This is a genomic window from Streptomyces sp. NPDC058664, from assembly GCF_042716635.1.
Classification (GTDB): Bacteria; Actinomycetota; Actinomycetes; order Streptomycetales; family Streptomycetaceae; genus Streptomyces.
Genome location: NZ_JBHXRW010000047.1, coordinates 40,706 through 58,939, shown reverse-complemented (window position 1 = coordinate 58,939; position 18,234 = coordinate 40,706). Strand labels below are relative to the sequence as shown.

Below are 18,234 nucleotides of genomic sequence, written 5' to 3'. Positions count from 1 at the left end.
CGGGCGCGTTGCCGGCGATGCCGGTGACGTTGACCGTCGAGGTCACCGCGACGCCGTTGTCCGGGATGGACACGTCGGCCGCGTTCTCGAAGACCGTGCCCGTGGGCGGCGGGGTGGAGGTGCCGGACAGCGTCCAGATCGCGTGCGCGATCGCGTCGCTGTTGCGGTCGAGGGCGGTGTCGTTGATGTTCGCCGTCGTGTCGCAGGACGAGTGGTAGCAGCGGTCGAAGGCCGTGGCCGTACCGCCCCACTTCGACACCTGGGCACTGGTCTTGACCCGGCTCGCGCCCGTGAAGAGGCCGCCGACGGGTATGCCGACGTTCTTGAACGAGGCGTGGTCCGAGCGGCCGTCACCCTCGGTCTCGATCTCGGTGGGCACGCCGAGACCCGCGAAGTAGTTCTTGAACGTCGTCTCGATCGTCGGGTCGTCGTCGTAGACGAAGTAACCCGGGTTCGGCGAGCCGATCATGTCGAAGTTCAGGTACCCGGAGAGCTTGGCGCGCTCGGTCGTGGGCAGCTGGGCGACGTAGTACTTCGAGCCGACCAGGCCGAGTTCCTCCGCGCCCCACCAGCCGAAGCGCAGGTGCTTGGAGGGCTGGTAGCCGGACCGGGCCACGGCGAGCGCCGTCTCCAGGACGGCGGCGGAGCCGGAGCCGTTGTCGTTGATGCCGGCGCCGGAGGAGACCGAGTCGAGGTGCGCGCCGGCCATCAGGACCTGGTTCGGGTCGCCGCCCGGCCAGTCGGCTATCAGGTTGTAGCCGACGGCGCTGTTGGAGGTGAACTGCTGGATGGTGGTGGTGTATCCGGCGGCGTCCAGCTTGGCCTTCACGAAGTCGATGGACGCCTTGTAGCCGGGGCGGCCGTGGGCGCGGTTGCCGCCGTTGGCGGTGGCGATCGACTGGAGGTCCGTCAAGTGCTGCTTGACGTTGGCGAGCGGGATGTCGGGCGCGGCGGCGGCGGTGGCCGGGCCGGCCGACGCGCTGGTGCCGGTGAGTCCGGTGAGGGCGAGCGCCGCGAGTGCGGCGACCGCGGTGACGCGTCTGGGCACGGAGATGTTCATGTGGGGGCTCCGGATTCCGAACGGGGATGGGACGGAACGTGCGAGACGCCTCGGGCCGGTGAGCCGCGAGGCGCTGGAGCTGTACGAGTGCGTGTGCGGTGTTCTGTTGTCCTGTCGTTCTGCTGTGCGTGCTGAATGTTCAGGGGAATGTTGAGTTCACGTCAAGAGCGGAAACCGGTCAGACGCGTTCGCTCAACGGACGGCCGGCGCGCCACGGTCTTCCGCGCGGTCCGTCCCCGAACGGTCCGGGGTGACGCCACCCGCCGGTCGATGAAGATCATCCGGGGTGCAGAATGACCCGTATGCCTACCTCGAACACACCGATAACGGCAACGACGGCGACGCTCGACGACGCCCCGATGGTCGGCCGCACCCTGGCGCGGGCCTTCGGCGACGACCCGATGATGCGCTGGTTCTTCCCCGACGACACCACGCGCGAGGCCGGTCTCGGCCGGTACTTCACCACCCTCTTCACCCGGCAGTACGGGCTCCACGGCGTCTGCGAGCGGACCGGCGCGGCCGCCTCCTTCTGGGTGGCGCCGGAGGGGCAGGACAAGGCCGTCCCCGACGCCGGGACCGTCCAGGAGCTCACGGAGATCCTCGGCGACCGGGCCGGGCTCTTCCGCGAGGCCGTCGAGGCGGCGGCCGCGCACACGCCGCCGGAGCCCCACTGGTACCTCGCGGTCATCGGCGCCGACCCGGCCGCCCGGGGGCAGGGCCACGGCTCCGCGCTGCTGCGCTCCGGCCTCGCTCGGGCCGACGCGGCAGGCATGCCGGTCTACCTGGAGTCCTCCAAGCCGGACAACCTGCCCGTCTACGAGCACTTCGGCTTCGTCGTCCTCGGCGAGGCGTCCCTCCCGGGCGGCGGCCCGACCCTGTGGGCCATGCGGCGCGCGCCCCGGGACCCGTCGTAGCGGAGGCCTGTGGTGGACCGGATCCGAGGCGCGCGCCTCGGATCCGGTACCCGAGGCGCGCCTCAGGGCCGGTCCGGCACCGCGTCCCGGACCCGCAGGTGATCCAGGAGCCCGGCGGGCTCCGGATACGGCTCCTCGCGGGGGAGCAGCCGGCGGGCGGCGTCCGGCCCGCCGGTCCGTACGAGGTCGCGGACGCGGTGCGCGAGCGGGGTCACGTCGGTGACGGACACCGTCCACTCGTCGGCGTACCGGCGGGCGGCCTCGCCCGAGAGCCCGAGCTGGAGCGAGCGGTACGGGAGTGCCCGGAGATGCGGATCGCGCTCCGGGTCCCACTGGACCCGCGTCGGGGCCTCCCTCAACTGCCGCTTCCAGGTGGCCTGGTCGGGGTGGAAACCGCGCTTGTAGTGGGAGAGGCAGGCGTTCCGCAGGGCCCACTCGAAGCCCTCGCGGGTGATCTCCACGGCGAGGACGGTCTCCTGGCCCTCCTTCGTCCCCCAGCCGGAGCGGTACATCATCCACAGGAACGACGGCTTGATCCACGTCATCCGGTCCCGCTTCCAGGCGGCCGGAAATCGGCCCTCCCGCGCCGCGGGCAGGCCGATCGCGGGCCGGTACGCCTGGTAGACGGTGACCGTACGGGCGGTGTGGAGCGCGCGGATCCGGTACTTCGGCTCATCGGTGGCCGGCTTCGGTTCTTCCATGGACCTCAGGATGGGCGAAGTCCCCCGGGAGGGCCACCGGTTATCGCGGTCGTCAGACGAGCGCCGCCGACTCCTTCGCGTCGTACTCCTCCCGCGCCGCCGCGATCTCGTTCTGGTGCTGCTCGGTCCAGGTGACCAGGGAGCGGATCGTGGTGTGCAACGTGCCGCCCAGCGGCGTCAGTTCGTACTCGACGCGCGGCGGGACCACCGGATGGACCGTGCGCTTCACCAGGCCGTCGCGCTCCAGCTGGCGCAGCGTCACGGTCAGCATGCGCTGGCTGACGCCGTCGATCTCGCGCTTGAGCTCCGTGAAGCGCAGCACCCGGCGGTCGAGGAGGGCGATCACGAGCAGGGACCACTTGTCGGCGACCCGGTCGAGGATCTGGCGCACCTCGCAGTCCTCCCGGGTGTCCCACTGGAAGGGGTCGGGGTCGCCCCCGGTCCCGTAGGTTCCCGCGCAGTGACTCGGTTCCTTCAAAGTGCCTTCTTCCATGGCACCGGATGGTCCCGCAGGATGCAGGTGGTTACAAGAGGGAACTGACCCTCGGATCGATAACCGGCCATCCAACCCGCCCTGCTCTGGAGGCAGTTGTGTCCCTCCGCGCCTGGAGTCTGCTCCTCGTCCTCTCCGGGACGATCTTCCTCGAAGGCATCGACGTCGCCATGCTCGCCGTCGCCGTCCCCTCCGTCCGCGCCGACCTCGGCCTCACCACCGGCACCGCCGCCTGGGTCATGTCCGCGTACGTCCTCGGCTACGCCGGCTTCACCCTCCTCGGCGGCAGAGCCGCCGACCTGCTCGGCCGGCGCCGGATGCTCCTCGGCTGGCTCACCGTCTTCCTGCTCTTCTCCGGCCTCGGCGGCCTCGCCGACGAGGGCTGGACCCTGATCCTGGCCCGCTTCGTGACCGGCGTCGCCGCCGCCTTCATGACCCCGGCCGCCCTGTCGATCATCACCACGTCCTACGAGGAGGGCCCGCAGCGCAACAAGGCGCTCCTGGTCTTCGCCGGCACCGCCGCCGGCGGCTTCTCGCTCGGGCTCGTCATCGGCGGGCTGCTCACCCAGCTCGGCTGGCGCTGGGTGTTCTTCGCGCCGGTCCTGCTCGCCGCCGCGATCCTGGCCGCCGCGATCGCGCTGATCCCGAAGGAGCCGCGCCCGGCCCGCGTGAAGGGCGGCTTCGACCTGGGCGGATCGCTCACCGCCGCCGGCGCCATGCTGCTCCTCGCGTACGGCATCATCCGCCTGGAGCACGGGCTCGCCGGCTGGCGGGTCACCGTCGCCGCGCTCGTTGCCGGACTCGCCCTCGCCGCGGTCTTCGTCGCCGTCGAGCGCCGGGCCGCCACCCCGCTCGTCCGCCTCGGCATCCTCCGCAAGGCCTCGCTCGTCCGCGCCGACCTCGGCGCCCTGCTCTTCGTCGGCTCCTTCTTCGGCTTCCAGTTCGTGGCCACGCTCTACCTCCAGGAGCTGCGCGGCTGGTCCTCCCTCCAGACGGCACTGGCCCTCCTGGTGATGGGCGTCGACGCGGTCCTCGCCCCGACGCTGACCCCGCGGCTCGTGGCCCGGTTCGGCAACGCCCGGGTGATCCTGGGCGGCTTCGTCCTCGCGGTCGCCTCGTACGCGCTGTTCCTGCCGGTCGGCCCGGACTGGTCGTACGCGGCCATGTTCCCGACCCTGTTCCTGTCCGGACTCGCGTTCGCCCTGGCGTACGGGCCGCTGACCATCGCCGGCACGGACGGCGTCGCCGAGGAGGAGCAGGGACTCGCGAGCGGACTGCTCACGACGGCGACCCAGTTCGGCTCGGCGGTCGGCATCGCGGCGGTGACGGCGGTGTACGGCCTGGCGGGCGGCGGTCTCGACGGCTTCCGGGCGGCGCTCGTGGTCCCGGTGGTCATGGTCGCGCTCGGAGCCGTGATCACGGCGACGGGGGTACGCGGAAAGGCCTCCCGAGTCGTCGGGGGAACGGGCCAGGACGCCCCGGGGGCCTTGGAGTCTGCGACGAAGGTCACGGTCTGAACGCCCACGGCCGCCCCTAATGTGGAGGGATGGACTTTTCGCCCGGCTGCCCGCTGATCGGCGTTGCCGCCACCTACATGCCCCGGCTCTCGGAGTTCACCTTCGAGCCGGGGCTCGTGGCCGCCGTCGACCAGCACGCCGCCGCCGTGTGCGACGCCCTGATCCCCGCGCAGCGGGGGCCGGAGGGCCGGACCGTCCGGCGGGAGGAGCTCGCCGACTACGTCCTCGGGTTCACCGACTGGCTCTCCGAGGTCGACTGGACCGAGCCCGTCGGCCACGACTTCGCGACCCTGCGCCTGACGGCGGTCTGCTGGCTGATCCGGGAACACGACCTGCTCCTGGACGCCTGAGCCCCGCGGAGATTCCGCGGAGGCGAGGAACCCCGGACCTACAGGGGAATCCCGGACCTACATCGGGTCCATCGGGGGCTCCTGGCCGGGACGGCGCTCCGTCCGCTCCTGCCCCTCGCCCCGCTCCATCCGTTCCCGTCCTTCGCCCCGGGCCGTCCGCTCCTGCGCCGACGGCATCCCGCTCCGGGCGTCCTCGCGGCCCCGCTGGTAGGCCGCGACCTGGTCCTTGGCCCGCCCGGTCTCCGACTCGGCCGCCGACAGCCAGCGCTCCCAGCGCCCCCGCATCGGGGTCACGAGGCCGCCGCCGACGCCGACGATCACGACACCCGCGATCATCGCGAGCACGGCCGTGAGTACCGGGCCGGTCACCGAGGTCGCGATGCCCGCCTGGCTGAGAGCGGCGATCACACCGAGGCCGACGATGAACGCCCACGCCGCCGTGGCGAGGATCCTGCCGTAGGACGTCTGGCTCAGCGCGCCGCCCACGATGTCCCGTACCGCGCGGGCGATGGCCATGGCCACGACGACGATGACACAGGCGACGATCGCCTTCGGCAGCCAGGCGACGATGCCGTTGATCATGATGCTGACCGGGTTGGGGCCGAAGACCCCGAAGGCCAGCTGGAGGGCGATCAGCAGGACCGCGTAGTAGAGGATCTTGGCGATGATGCCGGTGGCGTCGTACTTCGACTCCCGGAGGGTGTTCGCGACGCCGCTGCGCTCCGCCATCCGCTCGAAGCCGACCCGGCGAAGGAGCCGGTCGGCGACCTTGGCGATCATCTTGGCGACGAACCAGCCGATGAGCAGGATCGCGAGGAAGCCGATGAACTTCGGTACGAACTCGGCGACGGCGGACCAGGCGTCCGTGAACCCCTGGCCGAAGTCGACCGAGAGGGCGAGGCGCTGCGACATGGAGCCATCACTCCGCTCAGGAGGGCCCCGTCCGTTCAGGGGGCCTGGACTCCCGACGTAACTACGCCCGGGATCCGCCCGCCCCCGGTCAGCGTCCCGGCTGCGCCGAAGGGGTGGAAACCGGCGTGCTCCCGGTCTCTCCGCCGGTGTGTCCGGTTGCGGGCGGGACGGGCGCACCCGTCTCGGCCGCGGCCTTCGCCGCCTCGACCGCCGCCCTGCTGCGGCGGGCCGTGCGCAGGGCGTCCCAGGTGAGGATCGTCAGGGCCAGCCAGACGAGGGAGAAGCCGGCCCACCGCTCCGGCGGCATCTCCTCGTGGAAGTAGAGGATGCCGAGGAGGAACTGGAAGGTCGGTGCCAGGTACTGGAGGAGCCCGAGCGTCGACAGCGGTACGCGGATCGCCGCCGCCCCGAAGCAGACGAGCGGGACCGCCGTGACGATGCCGGTGGCGGCGAGCAGGGCGGTGTGGCCGGCGCCGTGGCCGCCGAAGGCGAGGGTGCCCTGGGTGCCGAGCCAGACGAGGTAGCCGAGGGCGGGCAGGAACTGGACGGCGGTCTCGGCGGCGAGCGACTCGAGACCGCCGATGTTGACCTTCTTCTTCACGAGGCCGTAGACGGCGAAGGAGAAGGCGAGGGTCAGGGAGATCCAGGGCGGCTGCCCGTATCCGATCGCGAGGACGAGGACGGCGGCGAAGCCGACGCCGACCGCCGCCCACTGCGCGGGGCGCAGGCGTTCCTGGAGGACGAGGACGCCGAGGGCGATGGTGACGAGGGGGTTGATGAAGTAGCCGAGGGAGGCCTCGACGACGTGGCCCGTGTTGACGGACCAGATGTAGAGGCCCCAGTTCACGGTGATGACGGCGGCGGCGACGGTGATCAGGCCGAGTTTGCGCGGGCTGCGGACGAGCTCGCGCATCCAGCCCCAGCGGCGCAGGGCGAGCAGGGCGAGGCCGACGAAGGCCAGCGACCACACCATCCGGTGGGCGAGGATCTCGATCGCCCCGGCCGGTTTGAGGAGGGGCCAGAAGAGCGGGACCAGTCCCCACATGCCGTAGGCGCCGACCCCGTAGAGCAATCCTGCTCGTTCCGTGCTCCGCGTGCTTTCCGTGCTCTCCATGCTCTCCGTCTTCACCGGACCTCCTGCCCCGCGCCGCGCTGTCCTGTCGAAGGTAGCGCCGCACGGGGCGGATTGTCATGCCCGTACTCCGATACGGTCATGACGGGTCAGGAGGCGGCGAGGGCTTCCGTGATCGACTCGGCGATCGGGGTGGTCGGGCGGCCGATCAGTCGGGCCAGGTCGCCGTTCCGCCGGGCGAGCGCGCCGCGCTCGACGGCCCGGTCGACGTCGACCAGGATCTCGGCGAAGGGGGCCGGGACGCCGGCGCCGGTGAGGATCGCGAGGTGGGTCTCGGCGGGCACGCTGCTGTACGTGATCTCCCGGCCGGACCGCGCGGCGACCTCGGCCGCGTACTCGGCGAACGACCAGGCGGTGTCGCCGCTCAGCTCGTACGCCCGGTTCAGGTGCTCCTCGGCCGGGCCGGTCAGGACGGCGGCCGCGGCGGCGGCGTAGTCGGCGCGGGAGGCGGAGGCGACCCGGCCCTCGCCCGCGTTGGAGACGACGGCGCCGTGGGCCAGGACGGGGGCGAGGTTGGCGGTGTAGTTCTCGGAGTACCAGCCGTTGCGGAGGAAGGTGTACGGCAGACCGGAGGCGAGGATCAGCCGCTCGGTCTCCTTGTGCTCGGCGGCCAGGTCGAAGTCGGCCTCGTCGCCGCCGAGGACGCCGGTGTACGCGAGCTGGGCCACGCCCGCCGCCTTGGCCGCGTCGATCACGGCGGCGTGCTGGGCGACCCGCTGCCCGACCTCGCTGCCCGAGATCAGGAGCACCCGGTCACCGGCCTCGAAGGCGCCCGCCAGGGTCTCCGGCCGGCTGTAGTCGGCGATCCGCAGCTCGACACCGCGGTCCGCGAGACCGGCCGCCTTCTCCTTGTTCCGGACGACGGCGGCGACGGACTCGGCGGGGGTGGTGGCGAGGAGGGCGTCGATGACGAGACGGCCGAGTGCTCCGGTGGCTCCGGTGACGACGATGCTCATGGTGCTTCCTTCTCCCGTGGGCTGCGGTGGGCGGTGTACCCACCGGCACTCACCGTACGTCTGGCGCTTTCCTTTCGTAAGTACCCACCTTGAAGTAAGGTACTGGTATGGGAGTAAGTGAGGAATCGAAGAGCCCGTTCACGGACGTCGTCGGCGCCATGTGTCCGGCGCGGCTCGTCCTGGAGCACGTCACCAGCCGCTGGGGCGTCCTGATCCTCATCGCGCTGCGGGAGCGCTCGTACCGCTTCAGCGAACTGCGCCGACGGGTCGGCGGCGTCAGCGAGAAGATGCTCACCCAGACGCTCCAGACCCTGGAGCGCGACGGCTTCGTCCTGCGCGTCGCCGAGCCCGTCATCCCGCCCCGCGTCGACTACAGCCTCACCGCCCTGGGCGAGGAGGCCGCCCGCCAGGTCGCGGAACTCGCCCGCTGGACCGACAGCCGGGTCCCGGAGGTCGAGGAGGCCCGCGCGCGGTACGACGAGGCGCGTCGCGAGCGCGCCACGAATTCGTCCCAATGATGCGGTAACCAGGGCGAGTTGCCGCCGCCGGGCCATACGATCTGCTCACTGTCCGGGGGAGACCGTGAGGGACCGTGGGGGAACTGTGGCGTACGGGGACCGAAGACTGCTGCGCGCCTGCTGCGCCGTACTGGTGGGCGGACTGATCACGACCGGCTGCGGCGACGGCGACGGGAAGAAACCCGACGGCAGGAGCGGCAGGGGGACCACCAGCGCGTCGGCCGCCCCGACCACGGCCGCCCCGGCGCCGGCCCCCACGCCGACCGCCCTCGACTTCGTCCCCGACCCCAAGCGCGCGCCGAGGACCGAGGCCGACGCCCGGCGCCTCGCCCTCGCCGTCGTCGCCGGGCCCGACGCCTGGGGCCCGGACTACGTCAAGCGCACCCCGTACCTCAGCGACCCGGACTACTGGCCCGTCCTCGGCGCCAACTGCTCCTGGGAGACGGGCCCCCGGCCCTCCACCGTCCTCTACAGCGTCACCGCCTACAGCGAGATCCCCGCCCGAGGAACCCTCGGAGCCCTCCGGGTCGCCGCCACCGTCACCGTGCACCGCACCGAGACCGATGCGGACTGGGAGATGGCCGGGACCCTGGAGGAGGCCCTCCGTTGCCCCGACCAGCGGCTGCGCGACGGTGAACGCATCTCCGGTCTCATCTCCCTCGGCAACCCCTTCGGAGTGGGCGGCAACTACACCGCCATGGACTCCCTCGGAGAGCGCGGGAGCTACCACAACGACGCCGTGCGGGGGGAGCAGTTCTACGGCTGGTACCAGTCGCGGATCGGCCAGGTGACCGTCGCCACCGTCGTCAAGGGAGCGCCCGGCTACAGCGAGGAGCAGACCAGCACCACCGTCGGCACCGTCGGCGGCCAGGTGCAGGCCCTCGTCACGATGATCGAACGCGCGCAGAACGAGCTGGAGGTCCAGTCATGAGCTCGACGACCCCCCAGCCACCGGAGTCCGAGCCCCAGCCCGGCGCTCAGCCTCAACCCGGCGCTCAGCCTCAGCCCGGCCTCCAGGCTCAGCCCGAGCCTCAGTCCGATTCCCAGCCCGTGCCCACGCCCCCGCCCCGCCCCCCGCACCCGCCCCGTCCCGAGCCCGGCGCGCTCCAGCCCCTGCTGCCCTCCGACCCGTCCGCCGTCGCCGGCTACCGGCTCCTCGGCCGCCTCGGTGCCGGCGGCATGGGCGTCGTCTATCTGGGCCGTACGGAGAACGGCGAGCTCGCCGCCGTCAAGGTCACCCACGCCGACCAGGCCGAACAGCCGGACTTCCGGGCCCGGTTCCGGCGCGAGGTCGAGGCCGCCCGCCGGGTGGTCAGCCCCTGGGCCGTCCCCGTCATCGGCGCCGACCCCGACGCCCCCGAACCGTGGATGGCCACCGCCTTCGTCCCCGGCCCCTCCCTCGGCGAGGCCGTCACCGCACACGGCCCGCTGCCCGAGCGGAGCGTCCGCCTCATCGGCTGGGCCGTCGCCCGCGCCCTCTCGGCCGTGCACGCGGCCGGACTCGTGCACCGGGACGTCAAGCCCGGCAACGTCCTCCTCGCCGTCGACGGCCCGCGCCTCATCGACTTCGGCATCGCCCGCGCCACCGGAGAGACCGCCCTCACCGCCACCGACATGGTCGTCGGCACCCCCGGCTTCCTCGCCCCCGAGCAGGCCGAGGCCCGCACCGACGCCATCGGCCCGCCCGCCGACGTCTTCTCGCTCGGCTGCCTCCTCGCGTACGCGGCGACCGGCCGCCCGCCCTTCGGCACCGGCGCCGTCGACGCCCTGATGTACCGCACCGTCCACGACGAACCCGATCTCACCGGCGTACCGGCGGGACTGCTCGACCTCGTCCGCGTCTGCCTCGCCAAGGACCCGGCCGCCCGGCCCACCGCCGCCGGGATCGGCGTCCGGCTCACCGAGGACGGCCCCGCCACCGACGCCGGCTGGCTGCCCGACCCCGTCGTCAGGACCATCGCCGAACGCTCCGCCCGGATGCTCGCCCTCCCCGGGATCGACACCACCCACGCGGGCGCGGGACCGGCGGACGCGCCGAAGCGCAGCCGGCGCGGCTTCCTGCTGCTGGCCTCCGGCGCCGCCGTCCTCGCCGTGGCCGGCGGAGCCGTCGCCGTCCGGGCGGGGCTCAAGGACGACGACACCGACGGCAAGGGGGACGGCGGGAGGCCCGCCCCGCCCCGCACCACCTGGAAGATCGGCGTCCTCGCCGACCTCTCGGGACCCACCAAGGAGATCGGCCTCGCCCAGGAGCGGGGCGCGCGCCTCGCCGTCGAACGGTTCAACGCGCGCGCGGACAAGCCGTTCACGCTCGAACTCAAGGTCTCCGACGAGCGCGGCGACCGGACCAGGGCCCTGGAGGCGGCCCGTGAACTCACCACCGACCCGGGCGTCCTCGCCGTCCTCGGCCCCACCACCGACGGCGTCGGGCAGGCCGCCCTGCCCGCCTTCGAGGAGTCCGGCCTCCCGATGATCACGGTCTCCGCCGGCTTCAACCTCCTCACCGTCCGGGACAAGGCGAGCGCGCCGAACACCACCGTGCTGCGGGCGATCCCGCACCACCCCTTCGCGGGGATGCACCTCGCCTACGCCGTCACGCTCCTCTCGGCCATCCGCAGACCCGGCGTCCTCCAGGACCGCACCGACGACCAGTACGGCTGGCAGCTCGTCCGGGGCGCCCAGTTCGCCTTCGGACAGGCCGGTCTCACGCCGCACTTCCGCGTGGTCCCGGCCGTCGCACGGGACTACCGCCCGATCCTCGGCGAGATGATCGACGCCGGCATGGACGCGTACGTCCACTGTGGAGTACGGGAGACCGCCGTCCTCGCCGCCCGCGCCCTCAACGAACTGCGCTTCACCGGGCCCCGGTTCGCCGGCCAGCACGCCTTCGGCCCGGCCTTCCTGAAGGAGGCGGGCGCCGACGCGGAGGGCTGGTTCTTCGGCGCCCCCGTGCTCGACGCCGTCACCCGCAAGGAGGCCGCCGGCTTCGTCGCCGCGTACCGCGAGCGGTTCGGTACGGCCCCCGCGTACTACACGGGGGAGTCGTACGACGTCGTCACCATGGTCCTGGAGCAGCTCGCACGGAACGCGAAGGCGGGCCGCGCCCCCGCCCGCAAGGGGCTCTGGGCGGAGCTGAGGAAGCAGAAGTACACGGGCGTCATGGGCGGTTACACCTTCGACGAGAGCGGAGACCTCACCAACGGCGGCACGTTCGTGCACGCGGTGCAGAACGGCGCGTACAAGCTGATCGGCCCCGCGCCCGTCATGCCCGCGAACAAGGCGAAGCAGAAGGCCTGACCCGTGCAGCCACTCCGCAGGGGTGACCCCTCGTCGGTCGCCGGCCACCGGCTCATCGGCCGCCTCGGCGCCGGAGGCATGGGCGTGGTGTACCTCGCCCGCTCGGCGGGCGGGGCGCTCGCCGCGCTCAAGCTGATCCGCGCCGAGCACGCCGCCGACCCCGGCTTCCGGGAGCGGTTCCGCCGCGAGGCGCGTGCCGCCGAGCGGATCACGGGCCGCTGGGTCGTCCGTGTCATCGGCGCCGACCCGGAGGCCCGGGAGCCGTGGCTGGCGACCGAGTACGTGCCCGGGCCCTCGCTCGCCGAGGCCGTCGCCCTGCACGGCGCCCTGCCCGAGCCGACCGTACGGGCCCTGGGCGCCCGGCTCGCCGACGCCCTCGCCGACGTGCACGGGGCCGGGCTCGTCCACCGGGACGTCAAGCCGGGAAACGTCCTCCTCGCCCTCGACGGGCCCCGGCTCATCGACTTCGGCATCGCCCGCTCCGCCGGGGCGACCGCGCTGACCGCCACCGACGCGATGATCGGCACCCCCGGCTTCCTCGCCCCCGAGCAGGCCCGCGTCGCCGGGGCCGGCGAGGTCGGGCCGCCCGCCGACGTCTTCTCGCTCGGCTGCGTCCTCGCGTACGCCCTGACGGGGGAGCGGCCCTTCGGTACGGGCGGGGTGGCCGCCGTCGTGTACCGCACCGTCCACGAGGAGCCCGACCTCACCGGCGTACCCGGCACGGTCCTGCCGCTGATCGTGGCCTGTCTGGCGAAGGACCCGGCGGCCCGGCCCACGGCGGCGGAGGTACGGGCCGCCCTGGAGGAGGCCGACGCCCCGGCCGGAACCCCGGCCGGAACCCCGGCCGGCACTCGGGTCGGCGCCCCGGCCGGCGACTGGCTGCCGCCCGGTCTGCCCGCCCTCATCGCCCAGCGCTCCTCGCGGGTCCTGGACCTGCCGGTCCCCGAGCCGACGATGCTCGCGGGCCCCGAACCGCCCACGGGCCTTTCACGGCGCGGCTTCCTGATGGGCGGTTCCGCGGCGGCCGTGGCGGGCGCGGGCGGTCTGACCGCCTGGCTCCTGAGCCGGACGCCGGCGGAGACGGGTGTGGGCACGACCGGAGGGACGGGAGGCGGCGGGGCCCCGCTCCCCGCGTACACCCTCGGCCTGCTCACCGATCTCAGCGGCCCCACCCGGACGTACGGCCGGGCCCAGGAACGCGGGACCCGGGTGGCCGTCGAGACCTACAACGCCCGCCGGGACCGTCCCCTCGACCTCGTCCTGCGCGTCATGGACGACGGCGGGAACGCGGCCCGCGCCACGGCCGCCGCCCGCACCCTGCTCAAGGACGAGAACCTGATCGCGGTCGTCGGCCCGACGACCGCGGAGAGCGTCCTCGCCGCGACGGCCGAACTCGTGAGCCGCTCCGTGCCCCTGGTGAGCGTCTTCGCCTCGGTCCCGGTCGGCAGCACGGTGCAGGGGCAGACGATGAGGAAGACCTACTTCGAGTCCCGCGCCTTCCCCGACAACCTGATCGTGCCCTACGTGCGCTACCTCGCCGAGCGCGAGATCGTGCGGACCGCCCTCGTGGAGGACCGTGCCGGCGGCCGGTTCACCTGGTTCGCGGCCAAGAGCGTCAAGGACGCCCCGCCAGGGAAGGGACTCGGCGGGAAGGCGACCTCCCACCCCGTCGAGGCCGACAGCGAGGACTTCGCGTCCGCCGTGCGGGCCGCGCTCGCCACCGACCCGCAGGGCGTGATGTACGTGGGGACCTCACCGCGCCGCGCCGCGCTCTGCGCCAGGGCCCTGCGCGACCAGGGGTACGAGGGGCTGCGCGGCAGCGTCGAGCACGCGCTGCGGCCGGAGTTCCTCACGCTCGCGGGACCGGCGGCCGAGGGCTGGTTCTTCGGCACGGCCTACGCCGACCCCGACGGCATCCCGGCGGCGAAGGACTTCGCCGCCGCGTACCGCAAGCGCTGGGGACTCGCCCGTACGACGCCCGTCGAGCCGTACGCCACGGAGGCGTTCGACGCGGTCAACTGGGGCCTCCAGGCGCTCCGCGCGTCGGTCGGGAACCACGCGGAGGCGGCGGCCGCCGGGGTGGCGAACGGCCTGCTGCACAACCCCTACCGGGGTGTCGTCAGAACGTACTCGTCCACGGGCAGGGACAGCGTCGACCAGGCCCTCGCCGGTCTCTTCCTCTGGCAGGTGAAGGGAGGAGTCCCGCGGTACCTGGGGGAGTTCGAGGAGGCGGCGGTCACGGGGACATGAGGAGGGGCCCGGCCCGTACGGTGGACGTACGGACCGGGCCCCAGGGGTCTCTCCGGCTCAGCCGACGACCGTCCACGTGTCGTTCCCCGCGAGGAGCTGACCGAGGTCGCCCTTGCCGTGCCGCTCCACGGCCGTCTCCAGCTGCTCGGCCATCAGCGTGTCGTACACCGGCCGCTCCACCGACCGGAACACCCCGATGGGCGTCTGGTGGAGGGTGTCCGGGTCCGCGAGCCGGGAGAGCGCGAAGGCGGTGGTGGGGGTGGCCGCGTGGGCGTCGTGGACGAGGATCCGCGACTCGTTCTCCGGGGTGACCGTGACGACCTGGAGGTCGCCGGTCACCGGGTCGCGGACGACGCCCTTCTCGTCCTCGGCGCCGAAGCGGATCGGCTGCCCGTGCGTGAGGCGGATGACCGCCTCCTTGGCCTGGTCCCGGTCCTTGAGGACCTCGAAGGCGCCGTCGTTGAAGATGTTGCAGTTCTGGTAGATCTCGACGAGCGCCGTGCCGTCGTGGTCGGCGGCCTGCCGCAGCACCTCGGTGAGGTGCTTGCGGTCGGAGTCGACCGTACGGGCCACGAAGGAGGCCTCCGCGCCGAGCGCGAGCGACACCGGGTTGAAGGGGGCGTCGAGCGAGCCCATCGGCGTCGACTTGGTGATCTTGCCGACCTCGGAGGTGGGGCTGTACTGGCCCTTGGTCAGCCCGTAGATCCGGTTGTTGAAGAGCAGGATCTTGAGGTTGACGTTGCGGCGCAGCGCGTGGATGAGGTGGTTGCCGCCGATGGAGAGCGCGTCGCCGTCGCCCGTGACGACCCAGACGGACAGGTCGCGGCGGGAGGTGGCGAGGCCGGTGGCGATGGCCGGGGCGCGGCCGTGGATCGAATGCATCCCGTAGGTGTTCATGTAGTACGGGAAGCGGGAGGAGCAGCCGATGCCGGAGACGAAGACGATGTTCTCCTTCGCCAGACCGAGCTCCGGCATGAAGCCCTGGACGGCGGCGAGGACCGCGTAGTCACCGCAGCCCGGGCACCAGCGGACCTCCTGGTCGGACTTGAAGTCCTTCATGGACTGCCGGCCCTCGGCCTTGGGCACCAGGCTCAGCAGGGTCTCCGACGACTCAGGCATCGATGGCCTCCTTGAGGACGGCGGCGAGCTGCTCGGCCTTGAACGGCATGCCGTTGACCTGGGTGTGGCTGCGGGCGTCGACGAGGTACTTCGCCCGGACGAGGGTGGCGAGCTGGCCGAGGTTCATCTCGGGGATCACGACCTTCTCGTACCGCTCCAGGACCTCGCCGAGGTTCTTCGGGAAGGGGTTGAGGTGGCGCAGATGGGCCTGGGCGACGTGACCGCCCGCCCTGCGGATGCGGCGGACGGCCGCCGTGATCGGCCCGTAGGTGGAACCCCAGCCGAGGACCAGGGTGCGCGCGCCGTCCGGGTCGTCGACCTCGATGTCGGGGACGTCGATGCCGTCGATCTTGGCCTGCCGGGTGCGGACCATGAACTCGTGGTTCGCGGGGTCGTACGAGATGTTGCCGGTGCCGTCCTGCTTCTCGATGCCGCCGATGCGGTGCTCGAGACCGGGCGTGCCGGGCACGGCCCACGGCCGGGCCAGGGTCTCCGGGTCGCGCTTGTACGGCCAGAAGACCTCGGTACCGTCGTCGAGCGCGTGGTTCGGGCCGGTGGCGAATTGCGTCCGCAGGTCGGGGAGCTCCCCGGTGTCCGGGATGCGCCAGGGCTCGGAGCCGTTGGCGAGGTAGCCGTCGGAGAGCAGGAAGACCGGCGTGCGGTACGTGAGCGCGATCCTGGCCGCCTCCAGGGCCGCGTCGAAGCAGTCGGCGGGCGTCTTCGGCGCGACGACCGGCACCGGCGCCTCGCCGTTGCGGCCGTACATGGCCTGGAGGAGGTCGGCCTGCTCGGTCTTGGTGGGCAGACCGGTCGACGGGCCGCCGCGCTGGATGTCGACGACGAGCAGCGGCAGCTCCAGGGAGACCGCGAGCCCGATCGTCTCCGACTTCAGCGCCACACCGGGCCCGGAGGTGGTGGTCACGGCGAGCGAGCCGCCGAAGGCCGCGCCGAGCGCCGCGCCGATGCCGGCGATCTCGTCCTCGGCCTGGAAGGTGCGCACGCCGAAGTTCTTGTGCTTGGACAGCTCGTGCAGGATGTCCGAGGCCGGGGTGATCGGGTACGAGCCCAGGTAGAGCGGCAGGTCCGCCTGCCGGCCGGCGGCGATCAGCCCGTACGACAGAGCCAGGTTCCCCGAGATGTTCCGGTAGGTGCCGGTGGGGAAGGCCCGGGTCGCGGGGGCGATCTCGTAGGAGACGGCGAAGTCCTCGGTGGTCTCGCCGAAGTTCCAGCCGGCCCGGAAGGCGGCCACGTTGGCCTCGGCGATCTGCGGCTTCTTCGCGAACTTCTGCCGCAGGAAGGCCTCGGTGCCCTCGGTCGGCCGGTGGTACATCCAGGAGAGCAGCCCGAGCGCGAACATGTTCTTGGAGCGCTCGGCCTCCTTCCGGGAGAGGCCGAAGTCCTTCAGGGCCTCCACGGTCAGGGTCGTCAGCGGCACCGGGTGGACCCGGTAGCCGTCGAGCGAACCGTCCTCCAGGGGCGAGACGTCCCAGCCGATCTTCTTCATGGCCCGGGGAGCGAACTCGTCGGTGTTGACGATGATCTCGCCGCCGCGCGGTACGTCCCCCAGGTTGGCCTTGAGAGCGGCGGGGTTCATCGCGACCAGCACGTTCGGGGCGTCGCCCGGGGTCAGGATGTCGTGGTCGGCGAAGTGCAGCTGGAAGGACGAGACGCCCGGCAGGGTCCCGGCGGGCGCCCGGATCTCGGCCGGGAAGTTCGGCAGCGTGGAGAGGTCGTTCCCGAAGGACGCCGTCTCCGATGTGAAGCGGTCACCCGTCAGCTGCATTCCGTCACCGGAGTCACCCGCGAAGCGGATGATCACCCGGTCGAGGCGGCGCACTTCCTTCTCGGTGCCGTGGTGCGGCTTCGCCGGGGCGCTGCGCTGCTCCCCGAGCAGGGCCTCACCGGCCTCGCTACTGACCTGGCTGGTCACTGAACTGGACCTCCCTCGCGGCAAGGGGACTCTCCGCCGGAGGCGGAGAAGGCTCGGGCGCGGTCGGCCGATCACCGTCCGTCCCGTGGCCCACCCTACGACGGCAGGGAGGGCCTTCCCGGGACTTCTCACATCATGGACCTCTTTTTGAGACGCCCTCTTGCCCTGAATCGTCACGTTCTGTCGTCATCAGGAGTACCCGGAATGTCGGATTCCGTCCCACCCTCCGGGCCTGGGGCCTCGGGGCGCCGACGAACGGCCTTCCGTCCCCCGTGCCAACTGACAGAGTGTCAGATGTTCAGGATCTCAGATACGTCAACACCGCGAGTACCCGTCGGTGATCGCCGTCACTCGGTGAAAGGCCCAGCTTCAGGAAAATGTTGCTGATGTGCTTCTCCACCGCGCCGTCGCTCACCACCAGCGCCTTCGCGATCGCCGAGTTCGTCCGGCCCTCCGCCATCAGACCGAGGACCTCCCGCTCGCGCGGCGTCAGGTTCGCGAGCACGTCCTGCTGACGGCTCCGGCCGAGCAGCTGCTGCACGACCTCCGGATCCAGCGCCGTACCACCCCCGGCGACCCGCACGACCGCGTCCACGAACTCACGGACCTCCGCGACCCGGTCCTTCAGCAGATAGCCCACCCCCCGGCTGGAACCGGCCAGGAGTTCGGTGGCGTACTGCTCCTCCACGTACTGCGAAAGGACCAGTACGCCGAGTCCCGGATGCTCCTTGCGCAACCGCACCGCCGCACGCACGCCCTCGTCCGTGTGCGTCGGCGGCATCCGCACGTCCGCCACCACCACGTCCGGCAGCTCGTCCTTCTCCGCCAGCCCGGCGACGGTCTCGACGAGCGCGTCCCCGTCCCCGACGCCGGCGACGACCTCGTGCCCCAGATCGGTCAGGAGCCGGGTCAGGCCCTCCCGGAGCAGCACCGAATCCTCGGCGATGACCACCCGCACCGCCTTGCCTTCCACACCCACGCCGTACATCCCCCATGTAGCCCAGCCCGATACGACCACCAGCATCGCACCAGGGACCGCTCGCCCACCCCCGTTGTGGGCAATCGTTCCGCTCGAGCAGGGGGGGACC

16 protein-coding genes are annotated in these 18,234 nt (G+C 72.3%); 7 read left to right on the top strand and 9 right to left on the bottom strand.

The genetic code is table 11. The annotated features are described in order from the left end of the window. On the bottom strand, positions 1–1,060 hold a 1,060-nt coding region (locus tag ACFWUY_RS30460), incomplete at its 3' end, for a M28 family metallopeptidase (RefSeq protein WP_384117025.1). Positions 1,061–1,353: 293 nt separating this feature from the next. Between ACFWUY_RS30460 and ACFWUY_RS30455 the strand changes: the two genes are divergently transcribed. Next, positions 1,354–1,974: a GNAT family N-acetyltransferase gene (locus ACFWUY_RS30455; RefSeq protein ID WP_384117022.1), complete on the top strand. Its 621-nt coding sequence runs from the start codon at positions 1,354–1,356 to the stop codon at positions 1,972–1,974. A gap of 62 nt (positions 1,975–2,036) precedes the next feature. Here ACFWUY_RS30455 and ACFWUY_RS30450 read toward each other — a convergent pair whose 3' ends face one another. After that, entirely contained in the window at positions 2,037–2,675 is a 639-nt protein-coding gene (locus ACFWUY_RS30450) for a DUF4291 domain-containing protein (RefSeq protein WP_384117015.1), read from the bottom strand. Between the two features lie 52 nt (positions 2,676–2,727). Next, a complete protein-coding gene (locus tag ACFWUY_RS30445; protein ID WP_384117007.1) occupies positions 2,728–3,168 on the bottom strand; it encodes a winged helix-turn-helix transcriptional regulator in 441 nt (146 codons plus the stop codon). Positions 3,169–3,266: 98 nt separating this feature from the next. On the opposite strand from ACFWUY_RS30445, the gene ACFWUY_RS30440 reads away from it, so the two are divergent. Together ACFWUY_RS30440 and ACFWUY_RS30435 are read left to right on the top strand one after the other, a co-directional pair. Then, entirely contained in the window at positions 3,267–4,685 is a 1,419-nt protein-coding gene (locus tag ACFWUY_RS30440; protein WP_384117000.1) for an MFS transporter, read from the top strand. A gap of 29 nt (positions 4,686–4,714) precedes the next feature. Next, positions 4,715–5,035 (top strand): DUF6401 family natural product biosynthesis protein, encoded by a 321-nt coding sequence (locus tag ACFWUY_RS30435; RefSeq protein ID WP_384116994.1) that lies wholly within the window; start codon positions 4,715–4,717, stop codon positions 5,033–5,035. Between the two features lie 57 nt (positions 5,036–5,092). Here ACFWUY_RS30435 and ACFWUY_RS30430 read toward each other — a convergent pair whose 3' ends face one another. The 3 genes from ACFWUY_RS30430 to ACFWUY_RS30420 all read right to left on the bottom strand — a co-directional run bounded on the left by ACFWUY_RS30430 (position 5,093) and on the right by ACFWUY_RS30420 (position 8,035). Next, positions 5,093–5,947, bottom strand: a complete 855-nt coding sequence (locus ACFWUY_RS30430; RefSeq protein ID WP_384116988.1) for a hypothetical protein — start codon at positions 5,945–5,947, stop codon at positions 5,093–5,095. Between the two features lie 88 nt (positions 5,948–6,035). After that, complete coding sequence (rarD, locus tag ACFWUY_RS30425; RefSeq protein WP_384117044.1) at positions 6,036–7,061, bottom strand: EamA family transporter RarD; 1,026 nt, start codon at positions 7,059–7,061, stop codon at positions 6,036–6,038. Between the two features lie 107 nt (positions 7,062–7,168). After that, the gene (locus ACFWUY_RS30420) at positions 7,169–8,035 is read right to left on the bottom strand and encodes an NmrA family NAD(P)-binding protein (protein WP_384116981.1); all 867 of its coding nucleotides are present in this window, start codon (positions 8,033–8,035) and stop codon (positions 7,169–7,171) included. A 107-nt stretch (positions 8,036–8,142) separates the two neighbouring features. On the opposite strand from ACFWUY_RS30420, the gene ACFWUY_RS30415 reads away from it, so the two are divergent. The 4 genes from ACFWUY_RS30415 (at position 8,143) to ACFWUY_RS30400 (ending at position 14,097) form a co-directional block, all read left to right on the top strand. After that, positions 8,143–8,553, top strand: coding sequence for a winged helix-turn-helix transcriptional regulator (locus ACFWUY_RS30415; RefSeq protein ID WP_384116973.1), 411 nt, complete (start codon positions 8,143–8,145; stop codon positions 8,551–8,553). An 85-nt stretch (positions 8,554–8,638) separates the two neighbouring features. Then, complete coding sequence (locus ACFWUY_RS30410; protein WP_384116966.1) at positions 8,639–9,484, top strand: hypothetical protein; 846 nt, start codon at positions 8,639–8,641, stop codon at positions 9,482–9,484. Continuing rightward, positions 9,481–11,847, top strand: a complete 2,367-nt coding sequence (locus tag ACFWUY_RS30405; protein ID WP_384116961.1) for a bifunctional serine/threonine-protein kinase/ABC transporter substrate-binding protein — start codon at positions 9,481–9,483, stop codon at positions 11,845–11,847. The genes ACFWUY_RS30410 and ACFWUY_RS30405 overlap by 4 nt, the downstream gene beginning before the upstream one ends. Before the next feature lie 3 nt (positions 11,848–11,850). Further along, positions 11,851–14,097 carry a bifunctional serine/threonine-protein kinase/ABC transporter substrate-binding protein gene (locus ACFWUY_RS30400; RefSeq protein ID WP_384116958.1) on the top strand — a complete coding sequence of 749 codons (2,247 nt, stop codon included), beginning with the start codon at positions 11,851–11,853 and terminating at the stop codon, positions 14,095–14,097. 57 nt (positions 14,098–14,154) lie between these two features. On the opposite strand, the gene ACFWUY_RS30395 is transcribed toward ACFWUY_RS30400, so the two are convergent. The 3 genes from ACFWUY_RS30395 to ACFWUY_RS30385 form a co-directional block, all read right to left on the bottom strand. Beyond that, positions 14,155–15,216 (bottom strand): 2-oxoacid:ferredoxin oxidoreductase subunit beta, encoded by a 1,062-nt coding sequence (locus tag ACFWUY_RS30395; RefSeq protein ID WP_384116955.1) that lies wholly within the window; start codon positions 15,214–15,216, stop codon positions 14,155–14,157. Then, positions 15,209–17,146, bottom strand: coding sequence for a 2-oxoacid:acceptor oxidoreductase subunit alpha (locus tag ACFWUY_RS30390; RefSeq protein ID WP_384116953.1), 1,938 nt, complete (start codon positions 17,144–17,146; stop codon positions 15,209–15,211). The genes ACFWUY_RS30395 and ACFWUY_RS30390 overlap by 8 nt, the downstream gene beginning before the upstream one ends. 298 nt (positions 17,147–17,444) lie before the next feature. Then, positions 17,445–18,104: a LuxR C-terminal-related transcriptional regulator gene (locus ACFWUY_RS30385; RefSeq protein ID WP_384117041.1), complete on the bottom strand. Its 660-nt coding sequence runs from the start codon at positions 18,102–18,104 to the stop codon at positions 17,445–17,447. Positions 18,105–18,234 lie beyond the last annotated feature (130 nt).